We start from the raw sequence: 17,347 nt of genomic DNA, 5'->3' as shown, positions 1-17,347 counted from the left end.
GCGCCATGGCGGCAGGCACGCATTGCTTCGCTGGTATTCTGGAGGCGTGAATTACGCGCAACTGCTCTTCCCCGATTTCTCGCTCATCCTCTGCGGCTTTCTGGTCTGCCGCTTCACCAGCCTGAACCGCACCGTCTGGCAACAGGTGGATGCGCTGGTGTATTTCTTCCTGTTTCCGGTGCTGCTGTTCCAGTCCATTTCCAAGACCACGCTGGACTTGCGCGCGGCCTCCAGCCTGATTGGCGCGGGCTGGGCCCTGGGCCTGGTGGGCATCGCCCTGGCCTATGCCCTGCCCTTTGTGCCCCTGCTGGGCCGCCATATCGACAGGCGCCAGCATGCGGCCAGTGCGCAGGTGGCGTTTCGCTTCAACTCCTTTATCGGCCTGGCCCTTGCCGACAAGCTGGCCGGCCCCGAGGGCCTGCTGCTGATTGCGGTGCTGATTGGCGTGTGCGTGCCCCTGTTCAACATGGCTGCCGTGTGGCCCATGGCGCGCCATGCCGAGCGCGGCTTCTGGCACGAGTTGCTGCGCAACCCGCTGGTACTGGGAACGGCAGCCGGTCTGCTTGCCAATGTGCTGGGCCTGCACCTGCCGCACTGGGCCGAGCCCACGGTCAACCGGGTGGGCGCAGCGGCCCTGGCACTGGGCCTGATGGCCGCCGGGGCTGGCATGCAGCTGGGCGCACTGTCGCGCGGCAAGGCTCTTGGGCTGGCGGTGCTGGCCATACGTCACTTCATCATGCCCCTGGTGGCCTGGGCGCTGGCCCAGCTGTTCGGCCTGAACGCCCTGCAAACCACCATCCTGCTGGCCTTCTCGGCCCTGCCCACAGCCTCCACCGCCTATGTACTGGCCGCGCGCATGGGCTATGACGGCGCCTATGTGGCCGGGCTGGTCACGCTGTCCACCCTCCTGGGCATGGCCAGCCTGTCGTTTGCGCTGGGTGTGCTGCGGCTACTGCCCTTGTAGAAAGCAGCAAGCACCCTCACCAGCCAACGTGCCGCCCGCTCACGCAAGCTCTGCCAGCCGCTGGGTCTGTAGGCCGCCCGCACGCGCACGCTGCAAAAAGGCCTGGCCAGCAGCCTCAAAGCCACTCACCGGGCTCATGCAGTCGGTCAGCAGCACGGTGTGCCGCAGGCGCTCTGGTGGCAGGTGCGCCAGCAGGTCATCCACTGAACAGGCGACGCAATGGCTGAGCGCTTCACCGGCCACCAGCAGGGTGTTCGGTGAAGCGGCGAGTTGCTGCAGCAAGGCCTGGTTGAGCTGGGTGCGTGCATCGTCAGCGCGCGGCACTTCGGCGCGAAAGGCGCTGTACTGTTCGGTCAGCGGGTGCTGCCCCTTGAGCACCTTGTTGCAGACCTGGCCGGACTGCGCCTCCCATGCGGCAAGGGCCTCTGCCAAACCGCTGTGGATGTTGTGGCCCCAGGTGCCCACCACGCAGTGCACCGGCCACACGATGAGCTGGCGCTGGCCGCCGGACTCCAGTGCCTGCAGGTAGCGCAGCACCTCGGCCGTGTGCGCGGCATGGCGCGGCAGGTAGCGGCCGGCCTGCACGTCAGCGGCGGCAACCAGCGTGAAGGGCGGCAGCGGCTGACCCTGCGCGTCCTGCCAGAAGCTGGTGCGCTCCACGCCCACGCTGGCATGCGAGTCCAGGGTGACGGTGATGGATTGCACCTGCGCCCAATGCGCCAGCAGCCAGTCGGCCAGGCGCTGCATGTCGGCGTTGGCTCCAACCACGGGCAGCGTGGCACCGGCTATGTCCAGGAAGTCGTTTTGCGGGTCTATCACCAGCAGGTCGTAGTGGTTCGTGGTCTCTGAATTCATGGGGTTGCTCCTTCAAAGTGATTGCCTTGTTCCAATGCCCATTGCACCTGCTCGCGCACCACCTCGCTCTCGTGGCCCAGGCGGCTTTGCAGCGCGGCCTGCAGGCGCCGGCGCTCTGCGGTATCCAGGGTCACCCGCAGCGCATTGCCCAAGGCCAATGCCACATTGCGCAGCCAGCGCGCATGGCCTATGCGGCGTAGGGGGCTGCCCTCGGTGCGCTGCAAAAACTGCGCCTCGCTCCAGCCCAGCAGCGCGCACAGGTCCTGCCCGGCCAAGCCACCTCGGGCATCAAAGTCGGGCAGACTGGCGCGCTGGGCAAACTTGTTCCAGGGGCAGACCAGCTGGCAGTCGTCGCAGCCGTAGATGCGGTTGCCAATCAGCGGCCGCAAGGCAAGGTCAATGCTGCCCGCGTGTTCAATCGTCAGGTACGAAATGCAACGCCGCGCGTCCAGCCGGTGCGGGCCCAAAATGGCCTGCGTGGGGCAGACGCTGATGCAGGCGCTGCAGCTGCCGCAATGGTCCTGCACGGAAGAGGTCGCAGGCAACGCCAGGTCCACATAGATTTCACCCAGAAAAAACATCGAGCCGGCTTCGCGGTTCAGCACCAGGGTGTGCTTGCCGCGCCAGCCCTGGCCGCTGCGGCTGGCCAGCTCGGCCTCCAGCACCGGGGCCGAGTCGGTAAACACGCGGTAGCCCAGCGGGCCCACCTGCGCGCTCAGCACATCGGCCAGCTTTTGCAGTCGGCTGCGCAAGACCTTGTGGTAGTCCCGCCCCCGCGCATACAGCGACACCACGCCCTCGCCCGGCCTGTGCAAACGCTGCAGCTCAAGGGCTTGCCAGTCGGCGGGTGTGTCGGCGGGCAGGTAATCCATGCGCGCGGTGATCACGCTCACGGTGCCCGGCACCAGCTCGGCCGGACGCGCGCGCTTGAGGCCGTGGCTGGCCATGTAGTGCATGTCGCCATGGAATCCCTGGGCCAGCCAGGCCAGCAATCCGGGCTCTGCGGACGATAAATCCACACCGGCCACGCCAATTTGGGAGAATCCAAGCAGAAGAGCGCTTGCGCGCAGGTGCGCAAGCAATGTGTTGTCGAATGGAGCGCTGTGGATCATCAATTGCCTATTGTAGGAAGCGAAGCCAAAACCGCCTTGGTCGCAGGGGCCATGCAGGCCCCTCTGCAACTGCAGTGGCCCGACGAGTCGGCCACGCAAGCCTTTGCGCAAACGCTGGCACGCCTGCCCGAACTGGGCCAGGCCTTCATCACCCTGCAGGGCGATCTGGGCGCGGGCAAGACCACGCTGGCGCGCCACCTGTTGCAGGCCCTGGGCGTGACCGGCCGCATCAAGAGCCCCACCTATGCGATTGTGGAATCGTATGAGACCGAGGCCTTCCCCATCTGGCACTTTGACTTCTACCGCTTCAATGATCCGCAGGAGTGGGAGGACGCGGGCTTTCGGGACATTTTTGCCAGTCCCGGCCTGAAGCTGGTGGAGTGGCCGCAAAAGGCCGAAGGCCTGTTGCCCCAGGCCGACCTGGAGATTGCTTTGCAGACCTTCAATGAATCGGCCCGCCAGGCCACGCTGCACAGCCACACGCCACTGGGCGCGGCCCTGCTGCAAAGCCTCAGCACGCTGGGCGCTACCGGGCCTGCCGCATGAAGCGGCGCGAAGCGCTGATCCGCTCGGGCAGCATCGTGCTGGCCCTGACCCTGCCCGACATCGTGCGCGGCGCCACCATCGTGAGCGTGCGCGTCTGGCCCGCACCCGAGTACTCGCGCGTGACCATCGAGTCCGACACGGCACTCACGGCCACCCAGTCCTTTGTGGCCAACCCGCCGCGCCTGGCGGTGGACATCACCGGCCTGAGCTTGAGCCCCACGCTCAAGGAGCTGGTGGCCAAGGTGCAGCCCGAAGACCCCAATATCGCCGGCATCCGCGTGGGCCAGTTCAGCCCGGATGTGGTGCGCCTGGTGGTGGACCTGAAAAAAGCCATACGCCCGCAGGTGTTCACCCTGAAACCCGTGGGGGCCTACCAGCACAGGCTGGTGTTTGACCTCTACCCCGAACAGGAGCTGGACCCGCTGGACGCGCTGATCAGCGAGAAGTTCAACGAGAAGGCGCGCGACGGCACAGCTACTCTGCCCGCCCCCACACGCACAGCCCCTGCCCCGCAGCCTGCTGACCCGCTGGGCGAATTGATGGCGCGCCAAACGCAAAAGCCGGGCAAGCCACGGACCGAGACCGCTACCCCGGGCAGCCCAGGCATCTCCAGCAGCCCGGGTGCCAACGCCAACGCCACGCCAGAGCCAGACAAGGAAGACCCGCGCCTGCTGACCGCAGGCCCCGGCACCGACCGCCTGATCATCATCGCCCTGGACCCCGGCCACGGCGGCGAAGATCCCGGCGCTGTCGGCCCGGGTGGCACGCGCGAGAAGGACGTGGTGCTGCGCCTGGCCCACATGCTGCGTGAGCGCATCAACGAGACCACCGTCAAGGGCAATGCCATGCGCGCTTTTCTGACGCGCGATGCCGACTTCTTTGTGCCCTTGGGCGTGCGCGTGCAAAAGGCGCGCCGCGTGCAGGCCGACCTGTTTGTGAGCCTGCATGCCGATGCCTTCTTCACCCCCGACCCGCAGGGCGCCAGCGTGTTTGCGCTCAGCCAGGGCGGTGCTTCCAGCAGCGCCGCACGCTGGATGGCGGCCAAAGAAAACAAGGCCGACCTGATAGGTGGCCTGAACGTGCGCGCCAAAGACGCCACGGTGCAGCGCGCCCTGCTGGACATGAGCACCACCGCGCAGATCAACGACAGCCTGAAGCTGGGCAAGAATCTGCTGGGCGAAATCAAGCGCGTGGGCAAGCTGCACAAGGGCTCGGTGGAACAGGCTTCGTTTGCGGTGCTCAAGGCCCCGGACATCCCCAGCGTGCTGGTGGAGGCCGCCTTCATCAGCAACCCCACCGAAGAAGCCAAGCTCAACAGCGACGCGTTTTTAAACAAATTGGCCGACGCGTTGATGCGCGGCATCCAGGGCTATTTTGCCAAGAACCCGCCGCTCTCGCGGGTGCGCATCAGCAGCTGAATCACGCATGGACAACGCACCCGCCCCCCTGCAACTAGCCCAGGCTAGCCTGGATGCCGACCTGGACACCCTGGCGGGCCAACGCAGCGCCTGGGTGCAGACCCCGGTGGCCGGGCGCATCGCCATCCTGGGCGCCATCCAGGACGCACTGATGCCGGTGGCACAGCGCTGGGTGGAACTGGCCTGCCGCAGCAAGGGCATTGCAGAGGGCTCGGCGCTCGAAGGCGAGGAATGGCTGTCCGGCCCCTATGCCATCGTGACCTACTGCAAGCTGATGCAGCAGACCCTCGCAGGGATGCGGGACAAGGCCTATCTGGACCGCGTGCCCCTGCGTGCGCTGCCTACCGGCCAACTGGCCGCACGCGTGATGCCCAACACGCTGTGGGACCGCCTGCTGTTCAGTGGTGTGACGGTGGATGTGTGGATGCAGCCCGGCGTTACCGCACAGACCCTGCGCCACGACGCTGCCGCAGCCTATGACCCCGCCAACCCGCTGCACAAGACCGGCCGGCTGGCCCTGGTGCTGGGTGCGGGCAACATCAATGCCATCGCGCCGCTGGACGCCCTGCACAAGCTGTTTGCCGAAAACGAAGTCGTGCTGCTCAAGCTCAACCCGGTCAATGACTACCTGCTGGAGGTGTTTGCCGCCGCCTTCAAGCCCCTGCTGGACCGGGGCGTGCTGCGCATAGTCCGCGGCGCGGCCGACGTGGGCCAGTACCTGTGCCAGCACCCGCTGGTGGAGACGCTGCACATCACCGGCTCGGGCGCCTCGCATGATGCGATTGTCTGGGGCACCGGTGCCCAAGCCCAGGCCAACAAGGCCCGCAACACACCCGTCAACACGCGCCCCATCACCTCGGAGCTGGGCGCCGTCTGCCCCACCATCGTGGTGCCCGGCCCCTGGTCGGACGCGGACATCCGCTACCAGGCCGAGCACGTGGCCACCCAGAAGCTGCACAACTGCGGCTTCAACTGCATCGCCTGCCAGGTGCTGGTGCTACCCGCCGACTGGGACCAGAAGGAGGCCTTTGTGGCCGCGCTGGAGCAGGCCATGGCACAGTGGGAAGTGCGCAGGCTCTACTACCCCGGGGTGGGCGAACGGCTGCAGGCCTTCAAGGCCCAGCACCCGCACAGCAAGTCCCTGGCGCGCCCCGGTGCGCAGGAGGTGCTGCTGGCGCCGCTGGAGCCGGGCAGCGCGGCGGCCCGCTCCACCGAAGTCTTTGGCCCGGCCCTGTCGGTCACCGAAATCAGTGGCGGCGATGCAGAGGCCTATCTGCGGGCCGCCATCCACTTTGCCAACACCGCGCTGGCGGGCACGCTGGGCGCCAACATCGTGATCCACCCCGCCACCCTGGCCGCCATGGGGCGCGCGCGTTTTGAGAGCATACTTTCAGAGCTGCACTACGGCACCATTGGCATCAATGCCTGGGCCGGGCTGGGTTTTCTGTTGGGGCAGGCGGCCTGGGGAGCTTTTCCGGGGCATACGCTGGCCGATGTGCAGAGCGGCATGGGCGTGGTGCACAACACCTTCTTGCTGGACCGCACCGAACGCAATGTGGTGGAGGCACCGTTTCGGCCCTTCCCGCGCAACCTGCTGGGCCTGTCATTCACGCTCTTGCCACGCCCACCCTGGTTCATCACCCACCGCCGCGCCCGCACCCTGGGCCGCCTGCTGCTGGCCTTCCAGTACCGGCCCAGCCTGTGGAAGCTGCCGCGTATTGTTTACCACGCGCTCAGGGGCTGATGCGCGGGCGTGGGCTCAGCCCGGCGTGCCGCTGCGCGCACGCACGCCAGACGCACCCAAGGCCGAGGACAGCCACAGCGCCCAGGCCACCAGCGGCAGTGCAATGCCAAACGACCAGCGGATGCCAAACTGTTGCGCCACAAGCCCCAAGAGCGGCGGCGCCAGCAAAAAAGACACAAACGCGGTTTGCGCCAGTGCCGCCACGTTCACCGTGGAGGGCCGGTCCGTGCGTTGGGCCGCAGCCGACATGGCCAGCGGAAAGATGGCGCTGCTGCCCACGCCCATCAGGGCAAAGCCCAGCAGCGATACCACGGCTGAGCCCGAGAAGAACACCAGGGCGCAGCCCAGGGCCAGCACGCTGAGCAGAATGCGCGCCACCAGCACGGGGCTGTGGCGCTCGACAAAGCCATCGGCAAAGTAGCGGGTGATGGCCTGCGCGGCAGCCCCGGTGGCCACGGCCACGCCGCCCAGAAAGGCGCTGGAGCCAAACACATCGCGCATGTAGATGGCCGACCAGTCAAAGCCCGCGCCTTCGAGCACCATGGCCGGCAGCGTCACCACCACCAGCACCAGGATGGCAGCGGAGGGCGTGGCAAAGCGCGGCGCCTGGGCATCGGCATGGCTGTGGTCGGCCGCGCGCAGCGGGGCGGCTTCAAACTGGCCCAGCAACAAGGCGGTGCCCGCAACCGACAGCAGCACCACACCGGCCAGATGCCACTGCGGGCTGACCCCCAGCCAGGCCATCAGCGCGCCCAGGGCAGCCGCCGAGAAAAAGCCGATGCTCCAGAAGGCGTGCGAGCGGTTCATGAGCCGGCGGCCACTCTGGTGCTCGGCGCGGTCAGCCTCCAGGTTCACCACCACCTCCACGGCGCCAATCAGGATGCCAGCAGGAAACAGGCACAAGAACATCAGAAGCGGCGAGGTGGCGTGCGAGGCCAGCGCATAGAACACCGGCAGCACCGGCAGGATCCAGAGCAGCACCCGGCGGTGGCCCATGCGCTCGATGACGTGCGCACCAAAGCTCAGGGAGATCAGCGTGCCCGCGGCCACACCGATCAGTGCCAGGCCCAGCGCGCCCTCACCCACGCCCATGCCACGCTGGATTTCGGCCAACCGGGGGAAGAAGCCACCCATGCAAAACGAGTACAGAAAGAAGCAGGCAAATACCCTGCGGTGCTGCGGCATGGAAAGGCCCAGGCGCTGCAGCAGAGAGGGCGCGGCCAGAGCGGCAGCCCTCACGCGGCGGCCTTGCTGCGGGACTTCCAGGCGCCAAACAGGATCAGCAGGCCGGGCACCAGAATCATGGCCCAGATGATCTTGTCCAGGTGCAGCTTGACCCAGGGGATGTTGCCAAAAAAGTAGCCCACACTGATGATGCCCACCACCCACAGCGTGCCGCCCAGCACGTCAAAGAACAGGAAGCGCGAGCGCGTCATCTGTGCCACACCGGCCACAAAGGGCGCGAAGGTACGCAGGAAAGGCATGAAGCGCGCCGCAACGATGGTGATGCCGCCGTACTTCTCATAAAAGGCGTGGGCCTGGTTGAAGGCCTTTTTGTTGAACAGGCGCGAGTCTTCCCACCCGAACACCTTGGGGCCAATGAAGCGGCCAATGGTGTAGTTGCACTGGTTACCCAGAATGGCCGCAGCCAGCAGCAGGCCCACCGACAGGCCGTAATGCATCAGCCCGGCACCACACATGGCACCCACCACAAACAGCAGCGAGTCGCCCGGCAAAAAGGGCATGACCACCACACCGGTCTCCACAAAAATGATCAGGAACAAGAGCGCATAGACCCACAGTCCGTAGTTCTGGATGAACAGCTCCAGGTGCTTGTCCACATGCAAAATGAAATCAATGAGTTGGGGAATAAAGTCCATGCACTGGATTATCCCTGCCAACCGTGACAGGCAGGCCGCACCCTAAAATGATTGGGTGAATGACACCCTGCCCCCCACCCCCCTGCGCCGCCCCATCCGTGACCTGCCCGATGAGTTGATCAGCCAGATCGCCGCGGGTGAAGTGGTGGAGCGACCGGCCTCGGTGGTGCGCGAGTTGGTGGACAACGCGCTGGATGCCGGCGCCACGCAGATCACCGTGCGACTGCTGGCCGGTGGCGTGCGTCTGATCAGTGTGGAGGACGACGGCCTGGGCATCCTGCGCGAGGAGTTGCCCATTGCCTTCAGGCGCCACGCCACCAGCAAGATCGGCAGCCTGCAGGATCTGGAGTCGGTGGCCACCATGGGCTTTCGAGGCGAGGCGCTGGCCGCCATCAACGCGATTGCCGACTGTGCCATCCTGTCGCGTGCCCACGGCCTGTCTGAAGCCTTTTTGCTGGACGGCCGCACTGGAGAACTGCGCCCCGTGGCACGCAGCCCCGGCACCACAGTGGAAGTCAAGGAGCTGTTTTACAGCACCCCGGCCCGGCGCAAATTTTTGAAGACCGATGCCACCGAGCTTGCGCACTGCATCGAGTCGGTACGCCGCCACGCCCTGGCCCGCCCGGACGTGGGCTTTGCCATCTGGCACGAAGGCCGACTGGTGGAGCAATGGCGAAAATGTGGTGCGCTGACGGGTGGTCTTTTGTTCGACGCCACACCCGAAGCGCTGGACGCGCTGGACCAGCGCCTCTACGACGTGCTGGGCGCCGACTTTGTGGCCAACAGCGTGCGCGTCAACTGGTCGGGCAGCAAGGCCGCACAGATGGCGCGCCTGGACGCCGCGCCCAGCATGCGCGTATGGGGCCGTGCGGGCATACCAGATGCGGCGCGCTCACGGGCGGACCAGCAGTTTGCCTATGTGAACGGCCGCTTTGTGCGTGACAAGGTCATCACCCACGCCGCCCGCAGCGCCTACGAAGACGTGCTGCACGGCAACCGCCAGCCGGTCTATGCCCTGTACCTGGCCATGGACCCGACCCGGGTGGATGTGAACGTGCACCCCACCAAGATCGAGGTGCGCTTTCGCGACAGCCGCGAGGTGCACCAGGCCCTGCGCCATGCGGTGGAAGACACGCTGGCCGTGCCACGGGCGCAGGCGGCGGCTGATGCGGCAGAGGCGGCAGGTGCACACGGCACTGTGCAGACGCAGGGTGAGCCCGCCTTGGGCCTCACACCAAGCCGCGTACCTGCGGCACCCCTGTATTCGGCGCAACCCGCCATGCAATTCGCCCCGCCTGTGCGACCCGGCCACAAGGTCAGCGAACTAGGCGCGCTCTGGCAGCCCGCAACCAGCAACGCAGGGGGCTGGGCGGCACAGCGCTCTGCGCAGGAAAAGGCGGAGCCCGCGCAGCGGGCGGGGGACACGGAGCAGAGCGCTGTGCCGCCCAGCCCCCGGGTCGAAGCAGGGACAGGTGCGTCCACGGCACCCGTCGCCATGCCGGAAGGCCACTGGCCGCTGGGCCGCGCCCTGGCGCAGTTGCAGGGTGTCTACATCCTGGCCGAAAACACGCAGGGCCTGGTGGTGGTGGACATGCACGCAGCGCACGAGCGCATCGTCTACGAGCGCCTGAAGCACCAGTTGGGCTCGGCCAGCACCGGCGAAGGCCTGCTGCAAGGCCTGTCCAGTCAGCCCCTGCTGATCCCCGTGACCTTTGCCGCAACACCCACCGAAGTGGCCACCGCCGAGGCCCATGCCGGGACCCTGCACACCCTGGGCCTGGAAATATCACCTTTCTCGCCCAGGACACTGGCCGTGCGCGCCGTGCCCAGTGCACTGGCGCAGGGCGACGCGGTAGAGCTGGCGCGCAGCGTGCTGGCCGAGCTGGGCCAACACGAGGCCAGCACTGTGATCCAGCGCGCACAAAACGAACTGCTGGCCACCATGGCCTGCCACGGCGCCGTGCGCGCCAACCGCAAACTCACCATCGAGGAAATGAACGGCCTCCTGCGCGACATGGAAGCCACCGAGCGCAGCGACCAGTGCAACCACGGCCGGCCGACCTGGCGCCAGATCAGCCTGCGGGAATTGGATACGCTGTTTCTGCGCGGCCGCTAAGGCGGCGGGGTGCTTACAGATTGGGCGCCAGCAGCCTCTGCAGTGCCGCCGGTTCCACGCCACGGCGGCGGGCCAGGTCGTGCAGCTGGTCATCGCCAATTTTTCCGACATTGAAGTAGCAGCTGTCGGGGTGGCCCAGGTAGAAGCCGCTGACACTGGCGGCCGGCGACATGGCCAGGCTCTCGGTCAGCGTCATGCCAATGTCTGCGCACTGCAGCAGCGCGAACATGTCCTGCTTGGGGCTGTGGTCCGGGCAGGCCGGGTAGCCCGGTGCCGGGCGCACGCCGCGGTAGCGTTCGCTGATCATGGCGGTCAGGTCCAGGGGCTCATCGGGTGCATAACCCCACCAGTCGGTGCGCACACGGTAGTGCAGGCACTCGGCAAAGGCCTCGGCCAGGCGGTCGGCAATGGCCTTGAACAGGATGGCGCTGTAGTCGTCGTTGGCATCCATGAAAATCTGGTCGCGCTTCTCCGCGCCAATGCCGGCGGTCACTGCAAACAGCCCGGCATAGTCCTGCGCCACACCCACGGGGGCCACGAAGTCGGCCAGGCAGCGGCTGGGCCGCATGACGCCATCGATCTCCTGCTTCTCGGTTTGCTGGCGCAGGCCGTACCAGGTCATGGCCACCTGGCTGCGCGATGTATCGGTGTAGAAGGCGATGTCATCGTCATCCACCGTGTTGGCCGGATACAGGCCCACCACCGCGTTGGCCGTGAGCCAGCGCCCGTCAATCGCGCGCTTGAGCAGGGCCTGGCCATCCGCCAGCACCTTTTGCGCCTCCACCCCCACTACCTCGTCCGTCAGGATGGCCGGGTAAGGACCCGCCAGGTCCCAGGTCTGGAAGAAGGGGCCCCAATCAATGAAGCGCGCCAGCTCGGTCAGATCAAAATTGCGCAACACGCGCCGGCCCAGGAACTTCGGGACCGTGGGCTGGTAGGCAGACCAGTCCACCGGCGTCTTGTTGGCGCGGGCACGCGCCAGCGGCCACAAGGGAACCTGCTTCTTGTTGGCGTGCTGCAGGCGCACCGTGTCGTAGTCCACAGCCAAGGTCTGCAGGAAGCCCGCAGCCTGCTCGCCCAGCAGGCTTTGCGCCACGCCCACGCTGCGGGAGGCGTCGGGCACATAGACCACGGGGCCGTCGTAATGCGGCGCGATCTTCACGGCGGTGTGCACGCGGCTGGTAGTGGCGCCACCGATCAGCAACGGCATTTTGCGCAGGCGGAAGTATTCATCCTTCTGCATCTCACCGGCCACATAGGCCATCTCTTCCAGGCTGGGGGTGATCAGGCCCGACAGGCCAATGATGTCCGCACCCTCGGCCTTGGCACGCGCCAGGATTTCGTGGCAAGGGACCATCACGCCCATGTTCACCACCTCGAAGTTGTTGCACTGGAGCACCACGGTGACGATGTTCTTGCCGATGTCGTGCACATCGCCCTTCACCGTGGCAATCACGATCTTGCCCTTGGGCTTGGCCTCGCCACCCGCCTCCACCATGGCGGCTTTTTCGGCCTCGATGTAAGGCAGCAAATGGGCCACGGCCTGCTTCATCACGCGGGCACTCTTCACCACCTGGGGCAGGAACATCTTGCCCTGGCCGAACAGGTCGCCCACCACATTCATGCCGTCCATCAGCGGCCCTTCGATCACATGCAAGGGGCGCCCGCCCTGCGCCAGGATGGCCCGGTACGCTTCCTCGGTGTCTTCAGAAATGAAGTCGGTGATGCCATGCACCAGCGCGTGGCTCAGGCGCTGGCCCACGACCACGGGGGCGTCTGCCGTGCCGCGCCAGTCGAGCTTGCGGCTCTCGTCGCGCGCCGCACCCTGGGCGCTCTCGGCAATTTCCACCAGGCGCTCGCCGGCGTCGGGGCGGCGGTTGAGGACCACGTCTTCCACGCGCTCGCGCAGGCCCGGCTCCAGGTCGTCGTACACGCCCACCATGCCGGCATTCACAATGCCCATGTCCATGCCCGCCAGGATGGCGTGGTACAGGAACACGGTGTGGATGGCTTCGCGCACCGGGTCATTGCCGCGGAAGGAAAAGCTCACATTCGACACACCGCCCGACACCTTGGCGCCTGGCAGGTTCTGCTTGATCCAGCGCGTGGCCTCGATGAAGTCCACCGCGTAGTTGTTGTGCTCCTCAATACCCGTGGCAATGGCAAAGATGTTGGGGTCAAAAATAATGTCTTCAGCGGGAAAGTCCAGCTCGTTGACCAGAATGCCGTAGGCCCGCGCGCAGATCTCGATCTTGCGCTGGTAGGTGTCGGCCTGGCCTTTTTCATCAAAGGCCATGACCACGGCGGCAGCGCCATAGCGGCGCACCAGGCGGGCCTGCTGCTTGAACTGCTCCACACCCTCTTTCATGCTGATGGAGTTGACGATGGCTTTGCCCTGTACGCAGCGCAGGCCGGCCTCGATCACGCTCCACTTGCTGGAGTCCACCATGATGGGCACGCGCGAGATGTCAGGCTCACTGGCAATCAGCTGCAGAAAGCGCACCATGGCGGCCTGGCTGTCGAGCATGGCCTCGTCCATGTTGATGTCGATGATCTGGGCGCCGTTCTCCACCTGCTGGCGCGCCACGGCCAGGGCCTTCTCGAACTCGCCGTTGAGGATCATGCGGGCGAAGGCCTTGGAGCCGGTCACGTTGGTGCGCTCGCCGATATTGACGAACAGGGTGTCGGCGTTGATGACCACCGGCTCCAGGCCGGACAGCATCATGGGGGTGGGAATTTGCGAACGAAACATGGAACTCACCGATCTATCTGGGGATATCAGGTGAGCGTCGTTGCAGGGTATGCGTTGTCCAAGCCTGGTGGGGAAGTTCCCGCACTGCAACGCTCCTTGGACAGGCTGTATTTTAGCGCCCTCCAGAGGGCGCTTTTGACACTCCTGGTGTAGCCCTGAGGCTCAGCCGTATTTGGGGTAGGCGGCCGGCAAATGCAGGGCGCGGGGAGCCAGTGGGCTGACCGCCGAGCCAATGGCCGCAATGTGTTCGGGCGTGGTGCCACAGCAGCCACCCACGATGTTGACCAGGCCTTCCTGCGCAAACTCGTGCAGCAGGCGGCTGGTGACATCCGGCGTCTCATCAAAGCCGGTCTCGGCCATGGGGTTGGGCAGGCCGGCGTTGGGGTAGCAGCTGATAAAAGTATCAGGTGCCACGCGGTGCAGTTCCTGGATGTAGGGGCGCATCAGGGCCGCGCCCAAAGCGCAGTTCAGGCCGATGGCCAGGGGCTGTGCGTGGCGCACGCTGTACCAAAAGGCGGTGACCGTCTGGCCGCTCAGGATGCGCCCCGAAGCGTCCGTCACCGTGCCGCTGATGATGAGCGGCAGGCGCTCGCCCGAGGCCTCGAAATAGCTGTCGATGGCAAACAGCGCGGCTTTGGCGTTCAGGGTGTCAAAAATGGTTTCCACCAGCAGCACATCGGCACCGCCTTCCACGAGGGCTTTGGTTTGTTCGTAGTAGGCCACGTTGAGCTGCTCGAAACTGATGTTGCGCGCACCGGGGTCATTCACATCCGGGCTGATGCTGGCAGTCTTGGGCGTGGGGCCCAATGCACCCACCACAAAGCGCGGCTTCTCGGGGGTGGAATAGGCGTCGCAGGCGGCACGCGCCAGGCGGGCGGAGACGAGGTTCATCTCCACAGCCAGATCGGCCATGTCGTAGTCGGCCTGGGCTATTGTTGTGGCGCCAAAGGTGTTGGTTTCGATCAGGTCGGCGCCGGCCGCCAGATAGCTTTCGTGGATGTCAGAAATGATGTCCGGGCGGGTCAGGCTGAGCAGCTCGTTGTTGCCCTTCACATCGCGGTGGAAGTCCTTGAATCGCTCGCCCCGGTACTGCGCTTCACCGAGCTTGAAGCGCTGGATCATGGTGCCCATGGCGCCGTCGAGGATGGCGATGCGCTGATCCAGAATGCCGGGCAGTTGCTGGGCGCGGGTGTAGCGTGAGGATGTCAAGGTATGCATTTTCAATGAGGGTGTGGCGGGCTTGCTGCCTGCTGGAGTCGCTTGGTATGGCGGCCGGCAGCCTACTGCGACCGATCCTAACGCAAGTGGATAGCCCGCCAGTGGGCGAGGGGGTGGCTAAGGGGTCTCGGCAGCGTTCGCCGGGTCGCGCTCCGGGAGGCGCAGCGCCTCGTCAAAATCAAAGCTGGCTATGAGGCCTCCTGCCTCTGCGGCATGGGGATGTACTGACTGCAGCAGATTGGCCTACAGCGCACACAGCTCCGTGGTACCAGGGTCGTTCTGGGCCAGCAATTGGCGTATATCCCACAGCGCTTCTTGCGCCTGGTGTGCTGCTTAGCGGTCAGTGCCTGCGGATCCCCGTGACCTATGCCGCCACCCCCATCGAAGTTGCCTGGGCCGAGTCCCACGCCGACACCCTGGCCTGTCATGGCGCCATACGCGCCAATCGCAAGCTGGCCCTGGAAAGAAATGAACGGACTCTTGCGCTACGGGGAAGCCACCGAGCGCAGCGACCAATGCACCTATGGCCGGCCGAGCTGGCGGCAGATCAGCCTGAAGGCGCTGGACGCGTTGCTTTTGCGGGGCCGATAACTAGTCACCAAGACGGCTCTTGACTATTCCTTTGTGATCACTTGAGAGGAGAGACAAAGATTGCATCCAGGTAGTGAACCTCGTGGGTCGCAGCGTTGAACGACAGGTGGTCATAATCCTTGTACATCCACTCGCCCCCGTTGGACAGGCTGGGGCAGATTTTGTCGCTGCACAAAAATTGCATGGGATCGATCACCTCGGCGCCAGTGTTTGCAGCAATCTGCAGCAGTCTGGATCGTACCGGCTGGCTTCGCTCGATGGCCACTGACAAGGGCAAGGCCGGCGGCAGGGAAAGCCGGATATCGCCCAGGAAACTGCGACTCATCTTGGAGTGAGCATCCAGTTCGTCGCCGAAGGGATTGTCCAAAACAATGACAACCCGCTTGCCTGCGCGCTTGAGGGTCTCGATCGTGTGTCGAATGGTGCGATCGACCCCATCCATCTGGGCCGGCGATTGCAATGGCAGGTCAAAAATCCCCTTGCGCCCGCCTTTGCCGGCGCCGCAACAGCGCATGGATTGGTCCACCCTGTCGCTGCCATATTTGTAGGCCCAGAAGTAGGAAAAAACCACCACCTGGATGCGCCTGTCCGCGACGACCCGGCTGTCCATTTGGGGCGGGAAGTCGGGCTCGGCGAACATGACGCTGACTTGGGTCGAAGGCGTGCGCTCCAGTACCGCGCTCACCGTATTCCAGTATTGCTGGGCATGGCTGTCACCCACAAACAAGACCCGGGCATCACCGCCAGGGCCCAGCGTCATATAGCCGTATTCCGCGTCACGGTGGTAGCCCTTGGGTTCGGGATAGCGCTTGTAACGCCAGGCCTCGGAGATTTTCTGGATCAGTTGCGCATCTTCTGAGGTGGTGGGTATGCGAAACGCCAGGCCATCGCGCTGGTATGCGTTCAACCCCAGGGCGCCAAGCAAACCGACCAACAGGCACAAAGCCGTGGTTTTGCCGGCAGGATTGCTCCAGGTTCGCAGGGGACGCTCGACCATCCGGTAGGTCAGCCAGGCCAGCAAAAAGCCCATGACCATGAGGGCAAACCGAAACGGTACGGAGGGTGTGGCACCCTCAATGATGTTGGCAAAGGACAGCAGCGGCCAGTGCCACAAATAAAGCGGGTAGCTGATCAGTCCGATGGCCACCATCAGGCGGCTGGCAAAAATGGTGCGGTTCAACCAGGCAGCCGGACCCGCCGCAATCAGCAGACAGGCGCCCAGCACCGGAAACAAGGCCCACCCCCCTGGATACAGATTACCCTTGTGCAGGCCAACAGCGGCCAGCACGATAAGCAGCAGGCCTCCGCCGGCAAACAGGTTGTTGACCCGTTCCGTTCGTGCGACTGCAGGGGCTTTGCGCATTTGCATGTAGGCCAGCAGCGAACCCGCCAGCAACTCCCAACAGCGGGTGTGGAGCATGAAAAAAGCCTGCGTAGGGTACAGCTCTACGCTGGCGATATTGATGCCAAACGACAGCACCAGCAGCATCGTCACGAGCGCCAGGGCACCCAGGCCAAAGCGCCAGGCCGCCCACATCAACAAGGGAAAAAACAGGTAAAACTGCTCCTCTATGGACAGTGACCAGAGGTGCATCAACGGCTTCAATTCCGAGGCGGTGTCGAAATATCCGGCCTCCGCGCTCAAAACAAAATTTTGGGCGAATCCCGCGCCACCCGCCATCTGCTTGCCCAACTGCTTGAATTCATCTGGCAGCAGCACCAGCCAGCCATAGGCGTAGGAGGCCAGCAGCACCAGCGCGAGGGCCGGAAAGATGCGCAAAACGCGGCGGACATAGAACTCGGAAAAACGGAAATCGCCGCGCTGCAGGCTCCTGAATACGATGTTGGAAATCAGGTAGCCGGAGATGACAAAGAAGATGTCGACACCGATGAAACCGCCGTGAAGACTTTCGGGGAATGCGTGAAACGCAACGACGGCCAATATGGCAAGGGCGCGCAGGCCATCAATCTCGGGCCGGTAAACGGGATGTACGTTCTGCATTATTGACTTGTTTGGATACCGGAGCCCACCCCCTGGTGTGCCGGACACAGGAACCCAGCATGCCCCGGGTCGACGGACATCGTTTCAGCCTGCGTACCTGGCAAAGCCCGCGCAGGACCTGCGGGCCAGCCTTCGCCGCCAGGCCAGCG

General features: G+C 65.1%; 12 protein-coding genes, 1 pseudogene and 1 riboswitch. Of the genes and pseudogenes, 6 read left to right on the top strand and 7 right to left on the bottom strand.

The window, feature by feature from the left end; genetic code table 11:
* The first annotated feature begins 46 nt into the window (after positions 1-46).
* The gene (locus tag DIC66_RS18315) at positions 47-964 is read left to right on the top strand and encodes an AEC family transporter (protein WP_117179575.1); all 918 of its coding nucleotides are present in this window, start codon (positions 47-49) and stop codon (positions 962-964) included.
* A gap of 39 nt (positions 965-1,003) precedes the next feature.
* Here DIC66_RS18315 and DIC66_RS18310 read toward each other — a convergent pair whose 3' ends face one another.
* Both DIC66_RS18310 and queG read right to left on the bottom strand, forming a co-directional pair.
* Complete coding sequence (locus DIC66_RS18310; protein ID WP_117179574.1) at positions 1,004-1,819, bottom strand: cysteine hydrolase family protein; 816 nt, start codon at positions 1,817-1,819, stop codon at positions 1,004-1,006.
* Positions 1,816-2,931 (bottom strand): tRNA epoxyqueuosine(34) reductase QueG, encoded by a 1,116-nt coding sequence (gene queG, locus DIC66_RS18305; RefSeq protein WP_117179572.1) that lies wholly within the window; start codon positions 2,929-2,931, stop codon positions 1,816-1,818. The genes DIC66_RS18310 and queG overlap by 4 nt, the downstream gene beginning before the upstream one ends.
* Before the next feature lie 51 nt (positions 2,932-2,982).
* Between queG and tsaE the strand changes: the two genes are divergently transcribed.
* The 3 genes from tsaE to DIC66_RS18290 are packed head-to-tail and all read left to right on the top strand — an operon-like array spanning position 2,983 to position 6,639.
* On the top strand, positions 2,983-3,477 hold the full coding sequence (tsaE, locus tag DIC66_RS18300) for a tRNA (adenosine(37)-N6)-threonylcarbamoyltransferase complex ATPase subunit type 1 TsaE (RefSeq protein WP_117179570.1): 495 nt from the start codon (positions 2,983-2,985) through the stop codon (positions 3,475-3,477).
* Positions 3,474-4,895 (top strand): N-acetylmuramoyl-L-alanine amidase, encoded by a 1,422-nt coding sequence (locus tag DIC66_RS18295; protein ID WP_117179568.1) that lies wholly within the window; start codon positions 3,474-3,476, stop codon positions 4,893-4,895. Before tsaE ends, DIC66_RS18295 begins: the two co-directional genes overlap by 4 nt.
* A 7-nt stretch (positions 4,896-4,902) precedes the next feature.
* The gene (locus tag DIC66_RS18290) at positions 4,903-6,639 is read left to right on the top strand and encodes an aldehyde dehydrogenase family protein (RefSeq protein WP_117179566.1); all 1,737 of its coding nucleotides are present in this window, start codon (positions 4,903-4,905) and stop codon (positions 6,637-6,639) included.
* 15 nt (positions 6,640-6,654) lie between these two features.
* On the opposite strand, the gene DIC66_RS18285 is transcribed toward DIC66_RS18290, so the two are convergent.
* Together DIC66_RS18285 and DIC66_RS18280 are read right to left on the bottom strand one after the other, a co-directional pair.
* The gene (locus DIC66_RS18285; protein ID WP_233505990.1) at positions 6,655-7,878 is read right to left on the bottom strand and encodes an MFS transporter; all 1,224 of its coding nucleotides are present in this window, start codon (positions 7,876-7,878) and stop codon (positions 6,655-6,657) included.
* Positions 7,875-8,519, bottom strand: coding sequence for a VTT domain-containing protein (locus DIC66_RS18280; RefSeq protein WP_117179565.1), 645 nt, complete (start codon positions 8,517-8,519; stop codon positions 7,875-7,877). Before DIC66_RS18280 ends, DIC66_RS18285 begins: the two co-directional genes overlap by 4 nt.
* A gap of 55 nt (positions 8,520-8,574) precedes the next feature.
* Here DIC66_RS18280 and mutL point away from each other — a divergent pair, with 55 nt between their 5' ends.
* Complete coding sequence (mutL, locus tag DIC66_RS18275; protein WP_117179563.1) at positions 8,575-10,635, top strand: DNA mismatch repair endonuclease MutL; 2,061 nt, start codon at positions 8,575-8,577, stop codon at positions 10,633-10,635.
* A gap of 13 nt (positions 10,636-10,648) precedes the next feature.
* Here mutL and metH read toward each other — a convergent pair whose 3' ends face one another.
* Together metH and DIC66_RS18265 are read right to left on the bottom strand one after the other, a co-directional pair.
* Positions 10,649-13,387 (bottom strand): methionine synthase, encoded by a 2,739-nt coding sequence (gene metH / locus DIC66_RS18270; RefSeq protein WP_117179561.1) that lies wholly within the window; start codon positions 13,385-13,387, stop codon positions 10,649-10,651.
* A 25-nt stretch (positions 13,388-13,412) separates the two neighbouring features.
* Positions 13,413-13,491: riboswitch (S-adenosyl-L-homocysteine riboswitch) on the bottom strand.
* 58 nt (positions 13,492-13,549) lie between these two features.
* Positions 13,550-14,605, bottom strand: coding sequence for a homocysteine S-methyltransferase family protein (locus DIC66_RS18265; RefSeq protein WP_117179559.1), 1,056 nt, complete (start codon positions 14,603-14,605; stop codon positions 13,550-13,552).
* A 332-nt stretch (positions 14,606-14,937) separates the two neighbouring features.
* Between DIC66_RS18265 and DIC66_RS23505 the strand changes: the two are divergent.
* Positions 14,938-15,196 (top strand): annotated as a pseudogene (locus tag DIC66_RS23505) (hypothetical protein); the annotation flags it as partial.
* Positions 15,197-15,233: 37 nt separating this feature from the next.
* Here DIC66_RS23505 and DIC66_RS18255 read toward each other — a convergent pair.
* Positions 15,234-17,198, bottom strand: coding sequence for an acyltransferase family protein (locus tag DIC66_RS18255; protein WP_117179557.1), 1,965 nt, complete (start codon positions 17,196-17,198; stop codon positions 15,234-15,236).
* Between the last annotated feature and the right edge of the window lie 149 nt (positions 17,199-17,347).

This window comes from Rhodoferax lacus (assembly GCF_003415675.1).
GTDB classification, from domain to species: domain Bacteria; phylum Pseudomonadota; class Gammaproteobacteria; order Burkholderiales; family Burkholderiaceae_C; genus Allorhodoferax; species Allorhodoferax lacus.
The sequence above is the reverse complement of the archived record's forward strand: the minus strand, read 5'-3'. Positions and strand labels throughout refer to the sequence as shown.